General features: G+C 60.1%; 10 protein-coding genes. 5 read left to right on the top strand and 5 right to left on the bottom strand.

Annotation, left to right across the window (positions count from 1 at the left end):
• Nucleotides 1–143: 143 nt before the first annotated feature.
• The 4 genes from J1D76_RS10620 to rsgA all read right to left on the bottom strand — a co-directional run bounded on the left by J1D76_RS10620 (nt 144) and on the right by rsgA (nt 3,233).
• Nucleotides 144–635 carry a toll/interleukin-1 receptor domain-containing protein gene (locus J1D76_RS10620; protein WP_421138280.1) on the bottom strand — a complete coding sequence of 164 codons (492 nt, stop codon included), beginning with the start codon at nt 633–635 and terminating at the stop codon, nt 144–146.
• A complete protein-coding gene (locus J1D76_RS10615) occupies nt 635–1,594 on the bottom strand; it encodes a caspase family protein (RefSeq protein WP_421138279.1) in 960 nt (319 codons plus the stop codon). The genes J1D76_RS10620 and J1D76_RS10615 overlap by 1 nt, the downstream gene beginning before the upstream one ends.
• A 2-nt stretch (nt 1,595–1,596) precedes the next feature.
• A complete protein-coding gene (locus J1D76_RS10610; RefSeq protein WP_421138278.1) occupies nt 1,597–2,004 on the bottom strand; it encodes a TIR domain-containing protein in 408 nt (135 codons plus the stop codon).
• Between the two features lie 197 nt (nt 2,005–2,201).
• Entirely contained in the window at nt 2,202–3,233 is a 1,032-nt protein-coding gene (gene rsgA, locus J1D76_RS10605; RefSeq protein WP_015093224.1) for a small ribosomal subunit biogenesis GTPase RsgA, read from the bottom strand.
• A 107-nt stretch (nt 3,234–3,340) separates the two neighbouring features.
• Between rsgA and orn the strand changes: the two genes are divergently transcribed.
• The 5 genes from orn (at nt 3,341) to J1D76_RS10580 (ending at nt 14,789) form a co-directional block, all read left to right on the top strand.
• Nucleotides 3,341–3,883 carry an oligoribonuclease gene (gene orn / locus J1D76_RS10600; protein WP_421138277.1) on the top strand — a complete coding sequence of 181 codons (543 nt, stop codon included), beginning with the start codon at nt 3,341–3,343 and terminating at the stop codon, nt 3,881–3,883.
• A gap of 179 nt (nt 3,884–4,062) precedes the next feature.
• Entirely contained in the window at nt 4,063–4,674 is a 612-nt protein-coding gene (locus tag J1D76_RS10595) for a trimeric intracellular cation channel family protein (protein WP_421138276.1), read from the top strand.
• 108 nt (nt 4,675–4,782) lie between these two features.
• Entirely contained in the window at nt 4,783–8,799 is a 4,017-nt protein-coding gene (locus tag J1D76_RS10590) for a dermonecrotic toxin domain-containing protein (protein WP_421138275.1), read from the top strand.
• Between the two features lie 195 nt (nt 8,800–8,994).
• A complete protein-coding gene (locus tag J1D76_RS10585) occupies nt 8,995–9,990 on the top strand; it encodes a hypothetical protein (RefSeq protein WP_421138274.1) in 996 nt (331 codons plus the stop codon).
• A gap of 68 nt (nt 9,991–10,058) precedes the next feature.
• Nucleotides 10,059–14,789 (top strand): RHS repeat-associated core domain-containing protein, encoded by a 4,731-nt coding sequence (locus tag J1D76_RS10580; RefSeq protein ID WP_421138273.1) that lies wholly within the window; start codon nt 10,059–10,061, stop codon nt 14,787–14,789.
• A 15-nt stretch (nt 14,790–14,804) separates the two neighbouring features.
• On the opposite strand, the gene queG is transcribed toward J1D76_RS10580, so the two are convergent.
• Complete coding sequence (queG, locus tag J1D76_RS10575; RefSeq protein ID WP_421138272.1) at nt 14,805–15,884, bottom strand: tRNA epoxyqueuosine(34) reductase QueG; 1,080 nt, start codon at nt 15,882–15,884, stop codon at nt 14,805–14,807.

The raw sequence follows: 15,884 nt of genomic DNA, 5'->3' as shown, positions 1-15,884 counted from the left end.
TTTGTGTGCGGTGTCCCGTCCCCTGTAGGCGCCAGCTTGCTGGCGGAGGTCGTCAACGATGACGCGTGCTGACTGGCCCCACGCGGCGAATTCAGATCCTTCGCCGGCAAGCCAGCTCCTACAGAGGTTGGGCTGGGGCGATGTTAGAACCCACGAATGATCCGCGACTTGAGTTCGGCGTGAAAGCGATCCGCATTGGACTTATTGACGCTGCGCGCCGACGCACTACCCGTCACCGACTCCAGCGACATCGAGCGCTTGAGGGTCGATTCATTGCGATAGGCATCGATAAAGAACTCAATATCCCGCTCGCTGGTCAGCTTCGGCCACTTGTCCAGGTACAGCGGCAACTCGGCCGGGCCGGTCTTGAACGAGCAGATGCGCCGGTTGGTGATGGTCGCCTCGCCGATTTCGAAGGGTACCCACCACGACAGCGCGGTTTTCTCCGACACCACCGCCAACAGGTGCGTGCACTCGCTGATGTTGCGGGTGATCACCCCGGTGATGTCGTCGGTGGTCTGGGATTCGGGGTCCAGTACGTCGAGGTAGGTCTTGATGTTGGCCTGCATCAGGCGTGTGTTGATTTTGACGGCGTAGGCGCGGTCCATGTGGCGGTAGCTGATAAACACGGGCATCAGAAGTGTCCCTTGATCGCGAGTTCGCGGTAATAGGCGCCGAGGGCGGTGAGGCGGCAACCGGTGGCGTGGATGGCGGCGTAGTACATGTGTTCGGCGTCCACCGGTTCGATGAGGCTGTGGCGGTTGCACTTTTGCAATTGGGCGAATACCTCGCCGTGTTCCGGGTCGTATTCGGGTTCCGTGGGTTCAAAGCTGGGCGCCAGGGGGTACACCGATTCAGCCTCGGCAAACCATTCGGGGAGTTTGCGCAGGATGTCCTTGGGGATCAGCGGCGACACCTCGCGCAGGGAAATGAACTGCGATACGTTGGTCTTGAACACCGGCCGTTGCTCCCAGGCATCGAGCGCATTGTCGACGAACGAATAGAGGCTACCAGGGGTGATCTTGCCCAGGATGTTTGCCGCGCCGCCGTGCAGGGCCTGGAGCAACAAACCGGTGAACACGCCATGCTGGCCACCCTCCAACGCCGCTTCCTCCTTTTTGCAGGCGGTCAGGATGGTCATGCCTTCGCCGACCACGCTGCCTTCGCTGCGCAAGGCGCGCAATTCGCCGGCCGAACCGCTCTGGCAACAGTCGAGAATGATCACTTTGTTTTTGATCCGGGTGGCTTTGCTCGCCCAGTTGAGGATGTCGCTCAGGCGAATCCCGTCCTTGGCGTTCCGGTAATCCTGCGGGATCAACATGCCTTCATCGGTGTCGTTGTCGAAGCTGCCGTGGCCGGCGAAATACAGCAGCGCGACGTTGCAGTCGCCGCTAAAAAGCTCGCTGATCTGGTTCTCCAGTTTTTCCCGGCCCAGATAGTCCTCGGCGGAGGTCAGTACGATGTTCTTGAAGTTCGGGTCGCCATTGGCGTCGGTCTTCAGCACGGACGCCATGGCCATGGCGTCATTGCAACAACCGCTCAGGCGCGAAACGTGGGTGTAGTCGTTGATGCCGATAAACAGTCCCTTGCGCATGGTTACACCGCCGTGTGCTGGCGAATCGCGCTGATGATGCTGTTGGTGTTCCACGCACATTCGGCGTGTGCAGCGTTGCGTACCACGGTGGAAATGCGTTCTGCGCCGAACGGTTTGATCGCAATGATTACTTTGTCCATGCGCTGGGCAATCTCGATTTCCTTGTTGATCCACTTGCTGTAGGTGGAATACATGCCAGCCATGATCAAAACCGCCGAACACGGGCGGATCTTGTTTTCGATGGCCTCCTCGAGTTGCTTGTCGGTTTTCGCACCGACAATCGGGTTTTCAGGGGGCACCGAAAAATTCTTGTAGGTGAAATCGGGCTTGGCGTTGAGCAGACGCACGAGGTTGTCGTGGGCGTGGGAGTAGTTCCACGAGTGGCTGATGAACAGATGGTAGGTTTGCATGGGTGTCCCTCGATGTCGCTGGAGTGCGAAGAGGGCTTGAACTTAGGCGATTGCAGGGCGGCTACAAGGGGCCGCGGCGGAAAGAGAAATGCCCTACAAGCGAGCGCGATCAACCTTACAGAAAGATCTGACGTTCAAGCCGAGGGAAATCCAGCCGTCGGCCGCGCTGCTGAGGGCAGGGCGGCCGGTTCGTCTGTTTAGTAGCCGTTTTCCGGCAGGCTGGCGATGATCGAGCGGTAGCTGTTCATCCGTTGCTGCTGCACGCGGCCATCTTCAAGGGCCTTGAGCAGGGCGCAACCGGGTTCGCGGTCGTGCTTGCAGTCGCGGAAGCGGCAGGTGCCGAGCAGGTCGTTGAACTCGATGAAGCCGGCTTCGACGTCGGCACGGCTGACGTGGCCCAGGCCAAATTCACGGATACCCGGGGAGTCGATCAGCTCACCGCCGCCGGGGAAGTGAAACAGCCGCGCAGTGGTTGTGGTGTGGGTGCCCTGGCCGGACAGCTCGGACAACGGGCCGACGCGGGTTTCGACATCCGGCAGCAGGCTGTTGACCAGCGACGACTTGCCGACACCGGACTGGCCGACGAACACGCTGATGCGCCCGTCCAGTTGTGCCTGCAATTGTTCCATGCCGTTGCCGTGGTGCGCCGACACTTCCAGCACCGGATAGCCGAGGGTGCGGTAGACCGCGAGCAAGGCATTCAGGGCTGGGGCGTTGTTTTCGTCGATCAGGTCGAATTTGTTCAGCAGCAACAGCGGCTTGATGCCGGCATGCTCGGCTGCGACCAGATAACGGTCGATCAGGTTGGCGTGGGGCTCGGGCAGCGGCGCAAACACGATGACGATCATGTCGACGTTGGCTGCCACCGGCTTGAGCTGGCCGCGACTGTCCGGGCGGCACAGCTCGGTGTTGCGCGGCAATTGCGCCACGATCACGCCGATGCCTTGGTTGCCGGCGCGCCAGACCACCTGATCGCCAGTCACCAGCGCAGGCAGGTTGGCGCGCAGGTGGCAACGAAACACCTGGCCGGCCAGCTCGCCGTCGCGGGCCTCGACCTCGACCTGCACACCGAAGTGCGCGATCACCAGACCGTGCTGTTCCGGGCCCAGATCGCCGCCTTCAAGTGCCTCGACAGCCGAGGACTCGCGTTTGGCGGCGCGGGCAGCGCGTTCGCCCTGAATCTTTTCGATGCGCCAGTTTTGACGACGATTGAGTTGGCGTTTGGCCATGGGTGTTCCGTATAAAGAATGCAGCGATTAGGTAAAACGGCCGCGAGTTTAGCACGCCCGGCCACCGGCCTAGGCTAAACTGCGCAGCATTGCCTAGGAGTCGACACATGCAAAACCCGCAGAACCTGATCTGGATCGACCTGGAAATGACCGGTTTGAACCCGGACACCGACGTCATCATCGAAATGGCCACCATCGTCACCGACAGTGACCTGAACACCCTGGCCGAAGGCCCGGTGATCGCCATCCATCACAGCGACGAGATCCTCGCCGGCATGGACGAGTGGAACACCCGCCAGCACGGCGGTTCCGGCCTGACCCAGCGGGTTCGCGACAGCCGTATCAGCATGGCTCAAGCCGAAGCCGAAACCATCGCCTTCCTGGAGAAGTGGGTGCCGAAGGGCAAGTCGCCGATCTGCGGCAACAGCATCTGCCAGGACCGTCGCTTCCTTTATACCCACATGAAATCACTGGAAAGCTATTTCCACTACCGCAACCTCGACGTGTCCACGCTCAAAGAGCTGGCGGCGCGCTGGGCACCGGACGTGCGCGACAGCTTCAAGAAGGGCAGCACCCACCTGGCGCTGGACGACATTCGCGAGTCGATCGCCGAGCTGCAGCACTACCGCCAGCATTTCATCAAGGCTTGAACCTGAAACACGATCTGTACGAGCTGGCTTGCCAGCGAAGGGGCCCTCGGACACCTTCGCCGGCAAGCCGGCTCCTACAGAGAGCGCGAGCAAGCTCCCTCGTCACAGGTTGTGTCTGCCCTCTTTTGGTGCTCCAGCGAAGTCAGTAGACTGCGCGCCTTTCTGCAAGGACCGCCACCATGCTGCTGATGCTCTACCTGATCGCCATCACCGCCGAAGCCATGACCGGCGCCTTGTCTGCCGGGCGGCGTGGCATGGACTGGTTTGGTGTGGTGCTGATCGCGTGCGTCACGGCGTTGGGCGGCGGGTCGGTACGCGATGTGTTGCTCGGGCACTACCCGCTGACCTGGGTCAAACACCCGGAATACCTGGTGTTGACCACCGCAGCGGCGATGCTCACGGTGTTCACGGCGCGCTGGATGCGGCATTTGCGCTCGTTGTTCCTCGTGCTCGACGCCATGGGCCTGGTGGCCTTTACCCTGATCGGCTGCATCACCGCCCTGGAGATGGGCCACGGCATGTTGGTGGCGTCGGTCAGCGGCGTGATCACCGGGGTGTTCGGCGGCATCCTGCGGGATATTTTCTGCAACGACATTCCGCTGATCTTCCGGCGCGAACTCTACGCCAGCGTGTCGTTTGCGGCGGCCTGGTGCTACATGCTGTGCATCTACCTTCAACTGCCCGGCGAACAGTCGATCCTCATCACCCTGTTCGGTGGTTTTCTCCTGCGGTTGCTGGCCATCCGTTTCCATTGGGAAATGCCCAAGTTTGTCTATAACGACGAACAGTGATTGGTGCTTATCACGGTATGAGGGCGGGCATGCGGTAATTATCTAGCCCTTTATGAGTTGCCGTTCTTCATAAGCTGAAGATTCATTTCGGTTTATAGGCTACTTCCAATGCTTGATGCCCGCTCAGAACATTGCCCCGGTGACAGTCATAAACGATTCATCGAAGACAGAATCCCTGACTGGCTAACGCAGGCGTCGCCCCACCGACGTTTGGCATTACGCCAGGTGGCGGCCGCCCTTCCTGACTGGTACAGAACCGCCTCGGTACAGTCTCACGCCTCCCTCGCTCAAGCCAACAAGCTGGCCTGGCAATCGCAGGCCCGACTGGATCGGGTCTTCGAGCCTCTGGCCAACGTCCGCCGGTTTGCCGAGCCTTTGCTTCACCAGGCGCTGAAAGATCGCTTTGGCATCGATCTGGACGTCACTCGAACTTGCCTGCGGCTTTATCTGCCCACCGGCATTTTGGTTGGCTATCAAGTCAGAACCCTATCGTTGCTTGACGCCGCACTGAACAACTTCGAGCAAAAAGAAACGGCGGCGAATTACTTTGACCATGCCTCCTGTTTTATCAGTGAGCCTGATCCTCGGGGGCACTTCCAGGTGCTGACGCTTAATGGGCAAATAACCATCGATGCCTTTGCGTTGCTGTGCCGTGAGCTGGATATCGGAGGCCAATATTCGCGACAACTGGAAGCCCTGTTGCTGCCGACCGATGCAGTGGCCAAGGCAGGGTTGGAATATCGAGTCAAGAGCAGTCAGAGCGACGCCTTCAGGGTCGCCGTGCTCCTGGCGCGAATGAAAGGGGATATTGGCGCGCAGACTCAGTCAGCACTGTTGAAAATGCTTGATAGCAGCGCAAATCCGGCGCTGCGTTGCTACCAGTTGCAGATCATGACGGCCAGGCTGACCGGCATCATGCTGCTGGCGGGCGACCTGGAGCGTGCGTCCGGAGTCGAGCCGCTGGTGGTCTACATTCCCGACGATCCGCAGCACCCGATCAAGGAGTATCCGTCGACCCTGGCGTTCAAGGCGACATTGACCGAGCAACTGCGCTCACCGGCCTATCAATCGTTCTTTGCGCGGTTTATCGCCCATGGACAGCACGGGCAGTTCTTTACCGCGCTCGACCAGCAGTTGAACGCGATGACGTGGCACTCGGTGCAAGCCGGCGATCCGCAGCCCGCCTGGCGCCGCACGCCGATCGAGCCAACAGCGCTGCGATTTGACGCACAGCGGGTTGAAGGCAATCCATGGCAATGGCTGTACCAGGACAAACTCAACAAAATCCTCAATGACGCCCGCGTCATCGCCGTGCCTACCGCCGATGAAGACCGCCAGTCGCGCTGGGCGCAGTGGGACCGTCTGGAACACGCGGCCTCCGTGGTTTTGCAAGCTGCCGCCCTGCTGGCGATGCCTTTTGTGCCGTTATTGGGCGAGACGATGCTGGCCTACACCCTTTATCAACTGTTGGACGAAACCTTTACCGGGGTCGTCGACTGGGCGGATGGCCAGGTCATCGAGGCGACCGATCATCTGCTGGCTGTTGCCGAAAGCCTGGCGCAGCTGGCCACCCTAGGTGCACTGGGTGTCGCGGCCGGTAAAGTGCTGGCGATGAAGCCTTCGGCATTTGTCGAGGGGCTCAAGCCAGTAGTGCTGGACGATGGTCGCCAGCGCCTGTGGAATCCCGATCTCAAGCCCTATGAGCAACCCGTGGCACTGCCAATCGGGTCCGTGCCTGATGAATCAGGCCTGCATCATCAGGCGGGCAAGACCTTTCTCGTGCTGGAGGGACGTACCTATGAAGTGGGGGCCGACGCTAAAGGCGCGGCTCATCATGTGCGCCACGCGCAACGGCCGAACGCCTACCGGCCACAACTTATCCACAATGGCGTCGGCGCCTGGGCCCATGAGGTCGAGCGGCCGATGGAATGGCGAGGCGCGCAACTTTTTCGACGCATGGGACACACGGTTGCGCAGTTTTCTGACGAGGCGGCGCGACGCATCCTGGCGGTCAGCGGTATCGACGACACGATGTTGCGACACCTGCACGTTCACGCCCGCCGGCCGCCGGCCTTGCTGGAAGACACGATCCGCCGGTTTAAGCTTGATCAGCGCATCCAGGTGTTTCGAGAGCAAATCCTCAGCGCCGATCCGCGCGTCCATGGCACGGCAGACATTCATCTGCAAAAGCGTCTGTTGCACATGCAGCAGGTCAAGCTGCCCGAGGGCCAGGCAGGCGCCGGTCATCCCGTTGAATCCCTGTGGAACGTTCTCGGCGAACGCGAGCAGAAGCGATTGCTCGGCCTGAGCCCCGCACCGGGCGATGCGTTGCCGGCCGTGCATGTCAGAGCCGCATTGCTGCGCAGTCGAATGGCTAGATGGGCAGAGGAGCAGCGGACGTTGCTGTTCACGTCGATGGAGGCGGCGTTCGAATCGGCGGCGGACGCAGAGACGCAGCAGATGCGGCGGATTTTCCCTGAGTTGCCTCGTACCGTGGCGCAAGAGCTATGGCGTGAAGCCAGCACTGGCGAACGACTGCATCTGCGTAACAGGCCCGGCATGCCGCGACGCCTGGCCCAGGAGGCGCTGTTCTATTTGCGCGAACTGCGGCTTAACCGCGCCTGTGAAGGGTTGTACCTGGATACAGTGACCGGCGCGGACACTGACCGCCTGGCGTTGCACATGCTTGAATCGCTCGATGGCTGGATCGCCGATGTTCGCCTGGAGGTACGTGACGGACACTTTGTAGGCCCCCTGCTGGACAGCATCGGCCCGGTCGACGCGCCGATTCGCAAGGTGTTGGTCAAACAACAGGGGCGTTATGAGGCTCATGATGAGCGAGGTGAGCAACTGCATGGGCTCGACGATCTGTTCGGTGCCGCCCTGCACGCACTCCCCCAGGCCCGACGCGAGGCTATTGGCTTGCCCCATGTCGGCCAGGGCCGCGAACTCGAGCAAGCGCTCAGGCGCCAACCGTTGTTGCCTCGAGCTGAACTGAGAGCCTTGTTCGGGCAACCACCGCTGCAACCTGGCAGTCGATCTCCGATGCGGCTCGCGGTAGGCCGGGCGGGTTATCTGTTGGGCGGCGGCGAGCCTGTGCCGACGCAGGCCGGATCCATCACCCAGCGCCTTCGACGGCTGTTTCCCACGCTTGAGGACGAACAACTCGATACCCTGCGCCGGGAGCGATTGGCGACCGATCCATTGCAGGCAGTGGCCCGTCTGGAAAGTGAGTTGCTGACCCTGGTCAATGATCTGGAGGCCTGGGCCGCGGAGGTGCCCACCGTTCATCCGCTGACCGACACGGCCCTGAGCGCGGCCGACATCGCCGAGCAGCGCCGGCGCCGGATGCTGTTTGCGCAAGTCGTTGAGGCGAGTTGGCGCCAGCAGCTGACTGAGCACAATCGTTTCGACACGGGCCGGTTTTTTTCCAGGCTGGACCTGCTTGGTCAACTGCCCAGGCTGACGGGGGATTTCAGCCATGTTTCCGAGTTTTTGCTGATCAATGACAGTCCGTTCCTGCAGGCGGGCGACTTCCTGGAAAGTTTCTCCAATCTGAAATTTCTGACCCTCAGGGGCCTGCGGCTGGACGGGTTTCCTGGCGCTGCATTGCGCATGCGTGAACTGATCAGCCTGAACCTGGAAGGTTGCAATCTGCGGTTGGACGAAGCGACCGTTGAAGGCCTTGCACACATGGAGCAGCTTGAACGGCTCGATCTGGACAACAATCCGTTGGGGGCCACGCCGCATGTGGGGTACATGAAGCGGCTGGAAGAGCTGCGACTGAGGTCGACGGCCCTGAAGTCAGTCCCTGAGGGATTGTTCGATCTGGAAAAACTGCGCTATGCCGACTTGAGCGGTAATGACATCGAGCAACTTCCGGAAGCACTGTTCGACGTTGATGATGCGCGCAACGTCGAATACAACTTTGCTGACAATCCATTGAGTGCGTCGAGCAAACATCGTATTGCCGCATATGATGAAAATTCCAGCCTCGACAGAAAACTGTTGATTCAGATTGAAGTTGAACTCCCGGGTTTTAGTGACGGTGATCCGGAGAGTGGTTCCGACTCTGAAGAGAGTGGCTTTGGCAGTTTCAGCGAAGTGTCTGATGAAGAAGATTGAATCAGCGGAAGATGAAGGGAAACAAAATTAAAGTTAACTGAAATAACGCGAAACAGGTTGTCCGGTGTTTTTTTGGGTAGTTGCTTGAATTGCTCGCCGTCGTCGATTGAAGCGATTCGGTGTATTTGTTATTGGTCGTCAACAACTCGCGCTGTCGAGTTGAATAAAAGTATTGATCAATAACAGGGCGGTTCAATGAACGATATAAAAAAACCAATGGCGGCGGACTATGCAGCCCAAGGGGAAATCAGGGTGTCACGGCTCGAAATGCGGTTTGAAGTTCCCGGGATCGAGTCCAAGAGAATCTTTGCCAATGGCAGGATGCAGGTCCGGGTCTGGGTCATTGTCGTCGCGGTTGACGAGGACGGTACGCCGGTGCCATTGCAGTATTTCCCGGAATTGATCAGCACCCGGCTCGTTCGCTATCAAGATGGCCGGCCATTGGCGCAGGAACCGTATGCGGGCCAGCCGCTGCCGGGTTGGAATGCAAGTTTCATGGAAAATCGATATGCCCATGAGATGCCGGGAGCCACAAATTCGGCGGGAGGATCAGCAGGATCGGCAGGCGTCCCGGTCGAGTTCTGGGTGTCGTCTTCAGACGTTGGGCAATTACAGATTGCTGCGGAGGTGACGGTGCAGGGCAAAGTCTATAGAAGCAATAACACGATCAATCCGGACGGCGCGAAGCTGAATAATAGCGCGGTCATTAGCGCTGAACGGTGCCCCGGCTACAGTCCTGAGTTGTTTTCCTGGAAGTCGCAGGAAGTCTTCGGTGCATGGGGCGGTGCCAGGTTGTTTCGTTATGACCTGGGGTTGTACTCGGGTGGGCAGCAAGTCAAGTTGATTGATTGGGAAACCCATCAGTACGGTGAATCGAGCCGTTGGCCGGTCAAGTTTTGTTATACAGGTATGATCGCGTCGCCCTCGATCGGGCGCTCAAGGTCTTTCACAGGCGTGATGCTGCCCGTACAGGCAACAGAAGTTGATATTATCGGGTTCCGGGTACCTGCCATTCAGGGCGACGGGCAATTGACGGCTTTCAAGGGAATGCCACCGGTGTATGTCCGCAGCCTTGAAGAACCCAGACTCGATCCATTTCGGTTTCAAGTGCTGGACGAATTTGGTAATGCCCATCCTTTGTCATTGATGGTTGATATTCAGAGCAGCGAGTTTCTCTTGGTTAGAGGTTGAGCCGGCCTGTTTGGCGGACTTTATCCTGCCGGAAAGTTATTTATTTATGACATTTGAAAGGAGTTCAAATGACGGCTGCAAAACAGGCAAATATCCACTCCGCAGCGTTCAACTTTGATGAGTTCATGGTCGGGGGCGTCGATCCCCGCACGGGTATTTATACTTGTTCTCTGACGCTGGGCGAGTTGACTTCCGGGAGCATGAACGGCCCCTCACTACCGGTCCGGCTGTTCTTTAGTCCGCTGCAGGGCGAGGACGAAGGCCTGGGGCGGGGCTGGTCGCTGGCATTGACCCGATATGACACGGCCAGCGGCCAGTTGACGCTCTCAGGAGGTGAGCGCTACAAGGCGCGGCAGACCGCCACCCATTTGGTGTTTGACGAACTGAAACTGGAGACGCTCAAAGTACGGCGTCCCGCGCCAGGGCGTTTTGACGTTGTGCATAAAACTGGCCAGCGTGAGGAACTAAGTGTTTACGGCAGCAGCGATCTGGCGGTGCCGACGAAGATCGTTGCCGCCAATGGTGCAGCAATCCTGTTCGACTACACGGCCATCAACGGCGAGCCGGTACTCGCGACGGTACGAGACGTCCATCGGACCTTGCTGAGCATCACTCGCACCGTCGGCCAGGTAACGCTGACCCAGAATCCCGGTACTGCCTGCGAGGCGACCTTCATTCTGAAATTGTCCAACGATGGAGTGTCCTCCATTCGCTTGCCGGAGGGAGGGTTGTGGTCGTTGTCCTACGAACTCATCGGTGGCTTCAACTGCCTGACACACATGACCTCGCCCCTGGGCGCTCGCGAGTTGATCAGCTACCAGAGTGATGGTCACCGTTTTCCACCGGGTGCGCCGGTGCGCGCCATTCCCCAGGTGATTACACACACGCTGTTCCCCGGACAAAAGCAGCCAGCGATCACGACTAACTACCGCTATTCACAAAAGAATTTCCTGGGTTTTGACGACCCCGATATCCGTTGGTCAGACGGCGGTGACACGCTCTATCAGGGGGCGTCCGATTACCAATATGACTCGACCGAAACGCTGATGAACGGGGCCGTCGTGCATCGCTCCATCAAGCGCACCTACAACAAATACCATCTGCTGGTCGCGCAAGTGGCGACGTGCAATCAGAAGGTCACCACGCAATCGATCACCTATCACCTTGAGCCCGGCAAGCGGTTCGAACAGCAGCCAGCGCAGTTTCGCCTGCCAAAGACGCAGACGCTGCGCTATGAAGATCGCAAGACCGGTGCTTTTCGCGAAGAGGTGATCGAGACCGGTTTCGATGCCTGGGGCAATCTGCTCCAGCACGTGGCAGCAGACGGCGTGGTCACCCGGTCGGCGTTTTATCCGGCCGCGGGTGCCGATGGCTGTCCAGCCGACGCATTGGGTTTCGTACGGTTTGAAAAGCACAGAACCGTACTCCCTGCAGCCGGTTTTGCTGACGCCGCGACAACTCAGATGCGATTTCGCTACCGTTCACTCGGGCATGGCGGGGCAGCAGATCACCCTGTCCTCCTTGAACAGAAGACCTGTTACGAGCGGGCGAAGACCGGCGACATCCTGCGTACGCAAACGGACCTGACGTATATCGATCAGCCGACGGATACCCGCCGCCATGGCCTGCCGCAAAAGCAGACCGTCATGTGCAACGGGCAGGCGAGCATCACCGAGTTTCAGTACGTCTTCAGCGATGCGACTCTTTCCCTGCAAACCATTCAGACAGGGTTTGACGGCACCCACAAAACTTCGACTCTTACACTGTCGACGCTCAACGGTTTGAAGTTGGCGGAGCACACGGAGGATGAAGGCAAAGTCGAATACGCCTACGACCGGCTCGGTCGCCTGTTGAGTGAAACGGTCGCAGCCGGAACGCCTTTTGCGGTCACGCGCAGCACGCAATACCAGTTGCCAAAAGTGGGCGGCGCGCCGGCGGCGACGTTGTCTACCGACGTCAACGGCGTACAGCAGAGGACCTGCTACGACGGTCTCGGCCGGGTCATCACCCTCGAAGAGCAGGAAGCCGATCAGGCAGCCCCGGGTGAATTGCGCCAGGTATTTGCCGCCCGCTACGACAGGCTCGGGCAATTGACCGATGAAACCGTGACCGACTGGTGGCCCGGGCAGACACGGGTGCTCAACACCCGTTTCGCGTTCGATGACTGGGGTCGGCTCAACGCCACGCTCTACCCCGACGGCCGCCAGGAACGCTGTGACTACGATCCGGTCAGTCGCCAGGAAACGAACCACCAGCAAGGCATGGGCAAGTCGGTCACCACCTACAACGTCTTTGGCAAGCCGGCCAGTGTTGAGGTGTTCGATCGCGGTGGGCAACCCCAAGGCAAGCACCTGTATGACTACGATGGCCTGGGCCGCAGTGTCGCGCAGACTGACCCGGTCGGTAACCGCACGACCTACGAATATGACGTCTTCAATCGCCTGACCCGAAGCGTTCTGCCCGATGGGCATGCGGTACAGACCGATTACGCCGCACATAGCGATCAGTCACTGCCCATTGAAGTCAGTGTGGCGGGGCGCAGTCTGGGGCAGCAACGCTTCGATGGCCTAGGGCGCCTGGTGCAGAGCCAGTGTGGCGGGCGGGTGACCGAAGCCGGCTACGAGGCCGGTTTAAGCCAGCCAGCATGGAAGCGCATGCCCGCTGGCGAGCGCATCGAATTTCAGTATGAGCAGCCGTTGGGTGGCCGCGTGACGCAGCGCAAGGCCACGGGGTTGCTGGCCAGCTACGAATATCACCCACAGCTCGGCGAGTTGACCAAGTGTGTCGAGCAGCAGCGCGAAGTCCGACTTGAGTACTTCCTGTCCGGGCGCCTCAAGCGCGAGGTCGTGAAGGTGGGGGGCAGTGAAAAGAGCCTTTCTTACACCTATAGCCAGCTCGGCCGGCCGCTTGGTTTTATCGATGCACTCGGTGATGAGCACAAGACTGAATACGACGCGGTCGGGCGCCCGCAATCCTTCGATCAGCCCGCGCTAAAGGCTGCATTCGCCTACAACGCCTTGGGGCAACTGGCAACCATCGATGCGAAAGCCAGCGATGGTCTGGGTTCGATGATCACCCGCCTGGCCTACGATGATCTGGGGCGTGAGGTCGAGCGTACATTTGAAATGGGCGCTGGCATTACACAGACGCTGACATCGAGTTACACCCTGGCCGGCAAACTGGCACAAAGAACCCTCAAACAGGGGGATGAAATACTGCGCAGCGAACAGTTCACCTACGATGCGCGTGGCCGGCTCAAGACATTCGTCTGCACCGGCACACAACGTCCGCGGGATAGCCTGGGCAATGAAATCATCCAGCAGACCTACGTATTTGACGCGTTCGACAACATCGTGTCCCTGGAAACCGACTTTCCAGGCGGGCGCAATCTCGCCTCATTCGATTTCAGCGCCAGTGACCCGACCCAATTGACGGGCATTAACAACAGTCATCCGGATTACCCAGCGCCCGTCGTGCTGCAATACGACGCCAATGGTCATTTGATTGTCGACGAACAAGCGCGCCGCCTCACCTACGATGCGTTGGGCCGCTTGACCCAAGTGGCGAGTGCCACCGGCACGGTGCAGCGCCGGTTTCACTACGATGCACGGGACCAGTTGGTGGAGTTGTCGCAGCCATCCGGCGCGGCGATCCAGCGTTTCTACCGGGCGGGGTGGGCAATCAACGAAATCTGCGGTCCAAACGCCAGCACTTCACTGCGTCAGAACGACCTGCTGCTGGGTCAGGATCGCAAGGGCGAAGCAGCCGGTGTCCGGCTGCTGGGCACCGATCAGCAACAGACCGCGTTGACCGAAGTGCTGGACGGGCAGCATCGCCATCTCGCCTACAGCCCTTACGGCCATCGCCCCGCGGAAGGCGGTCTGTTCAGTCTGTTGCGCTTCGCGGGCGAGCCCTTCGACCCGCTGACCGGTTTGTACCTGCTGGGTAATGGTTATCGGGCCTACAGCCCAGCGCTGATGCGCTTTGTCAGCCCCGACTCGCTGAGCCCGTTCGGTGCCGGCGGCTTGAACCCCTATGCCTACTGTGCGGGCGACCCGATCAACCGCGTGGACCCGACCGGGCACATTTGGCAATCGGTGCTGGGGATCGCCTTGTCGGTCGCCGGCCTGGCCCTCAGCGTGGTCACACTGGGCGCGGCGACGCCCTTGGCGTTGTTGAGTATTTCGTTCGCCGCCGCCTCTACCGCGTTAGCGATTTCTGCAATGGCTGTGGACGAACTCGCACCCGACTCGGGGATCGGTGATGCGCTGGGTTGGGCGAGCGTGGTCACGGGTGGATTGGCGGCGGCCAGCGGATTGGGTGCTGCGGGCAGTAGCGCGGTCAAGGCCGGCAACCGACTCGCCGGGGCCTATAAGGCGGGGTTGAGCAGCGATCCGAAAGCGGCAGCCAAGGCCATGGCCAGCGGGATGGGCAAGGCCAGGAAAGCCTCGGGCATCGTCAAGGGCAAGGGCGCCAAAAAGGCCGCGAAAGCCGCCCAGGCGGGTGAGAGCGGTCCGAGTACGCCGGCCCGCTGGACGCGTACCGGTGTCGGCGATGAAACCATCCCGTCAGACCTGAAAGCGGCGTACCGGGGCGAGTGGGAGAAATTCAAGGACGGTCTGGACCAAGGGCTGCACCCCAAGCAAGCGGCGGAGTTGATGGATGACCCGTTTTTCAAGAAGCTCGGTGGCGCGAGCAATCAATGGACGGTACGTATCGGTGGCAAGGACCGGGTTTCCTTTTCGATCCACGACCGCAGTCATCAAGTGGAGATCCTGCAAATCGGCGGGCATCCCTGAGCAGGGCGGCGCTGGTTACAGCGGCGTGGCCTGTCGTTCGGCATGTTGGCGCAACGCCCACTCGACATGCTCCCTGACCAGCGCCGACGGATAATCGCGCCGCGCCTTCAACGCTTCCAGCACCGGGATCGTTGAAGGCGCATTCCCCAATCCCACGGCCAGATTGCGCAACCAGTTTTCATAGCCGGTCCGGCGCAGCGGTGAGCCTTCGGTGCTACTGAGAAACCTCTCTTCATCCCACAAAAACAATTGCGCCAGCCCGGCGTTGTCCAGGTTATGACGCGGCTTGAAGTCATTTTCTCCAGACGGACGGGCGAAACGGTTCCAAGGACAGACGATTTGACAGTCATCGCAACCAAACACCCGATTGCCGATCAGGGGCCGCAGGTCTTCGGGGATCGCGCCCTTGAGTTCGATGGTCAGGTACGAAATACAGCGCCGCGCGTCCAGTACATAGGGGCCGACGAAGGCATTGGTCGGGCAGATGTCGAGGCACGCACTGCAACGGCCGCAATGTTCGGTGGCGTGGGGTGGGTCGACCGGTAGCGGCAAGTCGACGAACAGCTCGGCGAGGAAGAAATAACTGCCGGCCTTGCGGTTCAGGACCAGGGTGTTCTTGCCGATCCAGCCCAGACCGGCCTGTTCGGCGATGGCTTTTTCCAGCACGGGTGCGCTGTCGACGAAGGCGCGGTAGCCAAACGGGCCGATTTCAGCCTGAATCTTTTCTGCCAGTTGCTGCACGCGCTTGCGGATCAGCTTGTGGTAATCACGGCCCAGGGCATACCGCGAGACGTAGGCTTTTTCCGGTTGGGCGAGCACTTTGGCCATCTGCGTATCGCCGGACAGGTAGTCCATGCGCAGGGAAACCACGCGCAACGTGCCGGGCACCAGTTCTTCCGGGTGTGAGCGTTTGCTGCCGTGGGCGCCCATGTAGTCCATTTCGCCGTGGTAGCCGGCGGCGAGCCAGCGCTCCAGGTGCTGCTCATGCTCGGCCAGGTCGAGGCCGCTGATGCCGACTTGCTGGAAGCCCAGCTCGCGGCCCCAATCCTTGATGGATTGGGCGAGGGCGGGGAGGTCTGTAGGAATAGCAGGCAT

Origin of the sequence: Pseudomonas sp. NFX15 (assembly GCF_049132105.1) — a bacterium.
Classification (GTDB): Bacteria; Pseudomonadota; Gammaproteobacteria; order Pseudomonadales; family Pseudomonadaceae; genus Aquipseudomonas.
The sequence above is the reverse complement of the archived record's forward strand: the minus strand, read 5'-3'. Positions and strand labels throughout refer to the sequence as shown.

Excerpts from the sequence above, each read along its gene's own strand:
- J1D76_RS10620 (WP_421138280.1), bottom strand. The coding sequence starts at position 635 with ATGCCCGTGTTTATCAGCTACCGCCACATGGACCGCGCCTACGCCGTC.
- J1D76_RS10615 (WP_421138279.1), bottom strand. The coding sequence starts at position 1,594 with ATGCGCAAGGGACTGTTTATCGGCATCAACGACTACACCCACGTTTCG.
- J1D76_RS10610 (WP_421138278.1), bottom strand. The coding sequence starts at position 2,004 with ATGCAAACCTACCATCTGTTCATCAGCCACTCGTGGAACTACTCCCAC.
- rsgA (WP_015093224.1), bottom strand. The coding sequence starts at position 3,233 with ATGGCCAAACGCCAACTCAATCGTCGTCAAAACTGGCGCATCGAAAAG.
- orn (WP_421138277.1), top strand. The coding sequence starts at position 3,341 with ATGCAAAACCCGCAGAACCTGATCTGGATCGACCTGGAAATGACCGGT.
- J1D76_RS10595 (WP_421138276.1), top strand. The coding sequence starts at position 4,063 with ATGCTGCTGATGCTCTACCTGATCGCCATCACCGCCGAAGCCATGACC.
- J1D76_RS10590 (WP_421138275.1), top strand. The coding sequence starts at position 4,783 with ATGCTTGATGCCCGCTCAGAACATTGCCCCGGTGACAGTCATAAACGA.
- J1D76_RS10585 (WP_421138274.1), top strand. The coding sequence starts at position 8,995 with ATGAACGATATAAAAAAACCAATGGCGGCGGACTATGCAGCCCAAGGG.
- J1D76_RS10580 (WP_421138273.1), top strand. The coding sequence starts at position 10,059 with ATGACGGCTGCAAAACAGGCAAATATCCACTCCGCAGCGTTCAACTTT.
- queG (WP_421138272.1), bottom strand. The coding sequence starts at position 15,884 with ATGCCTGCTATTCCTACAGACCTCCCCGCCCTCGCCCAATCCATCAAG.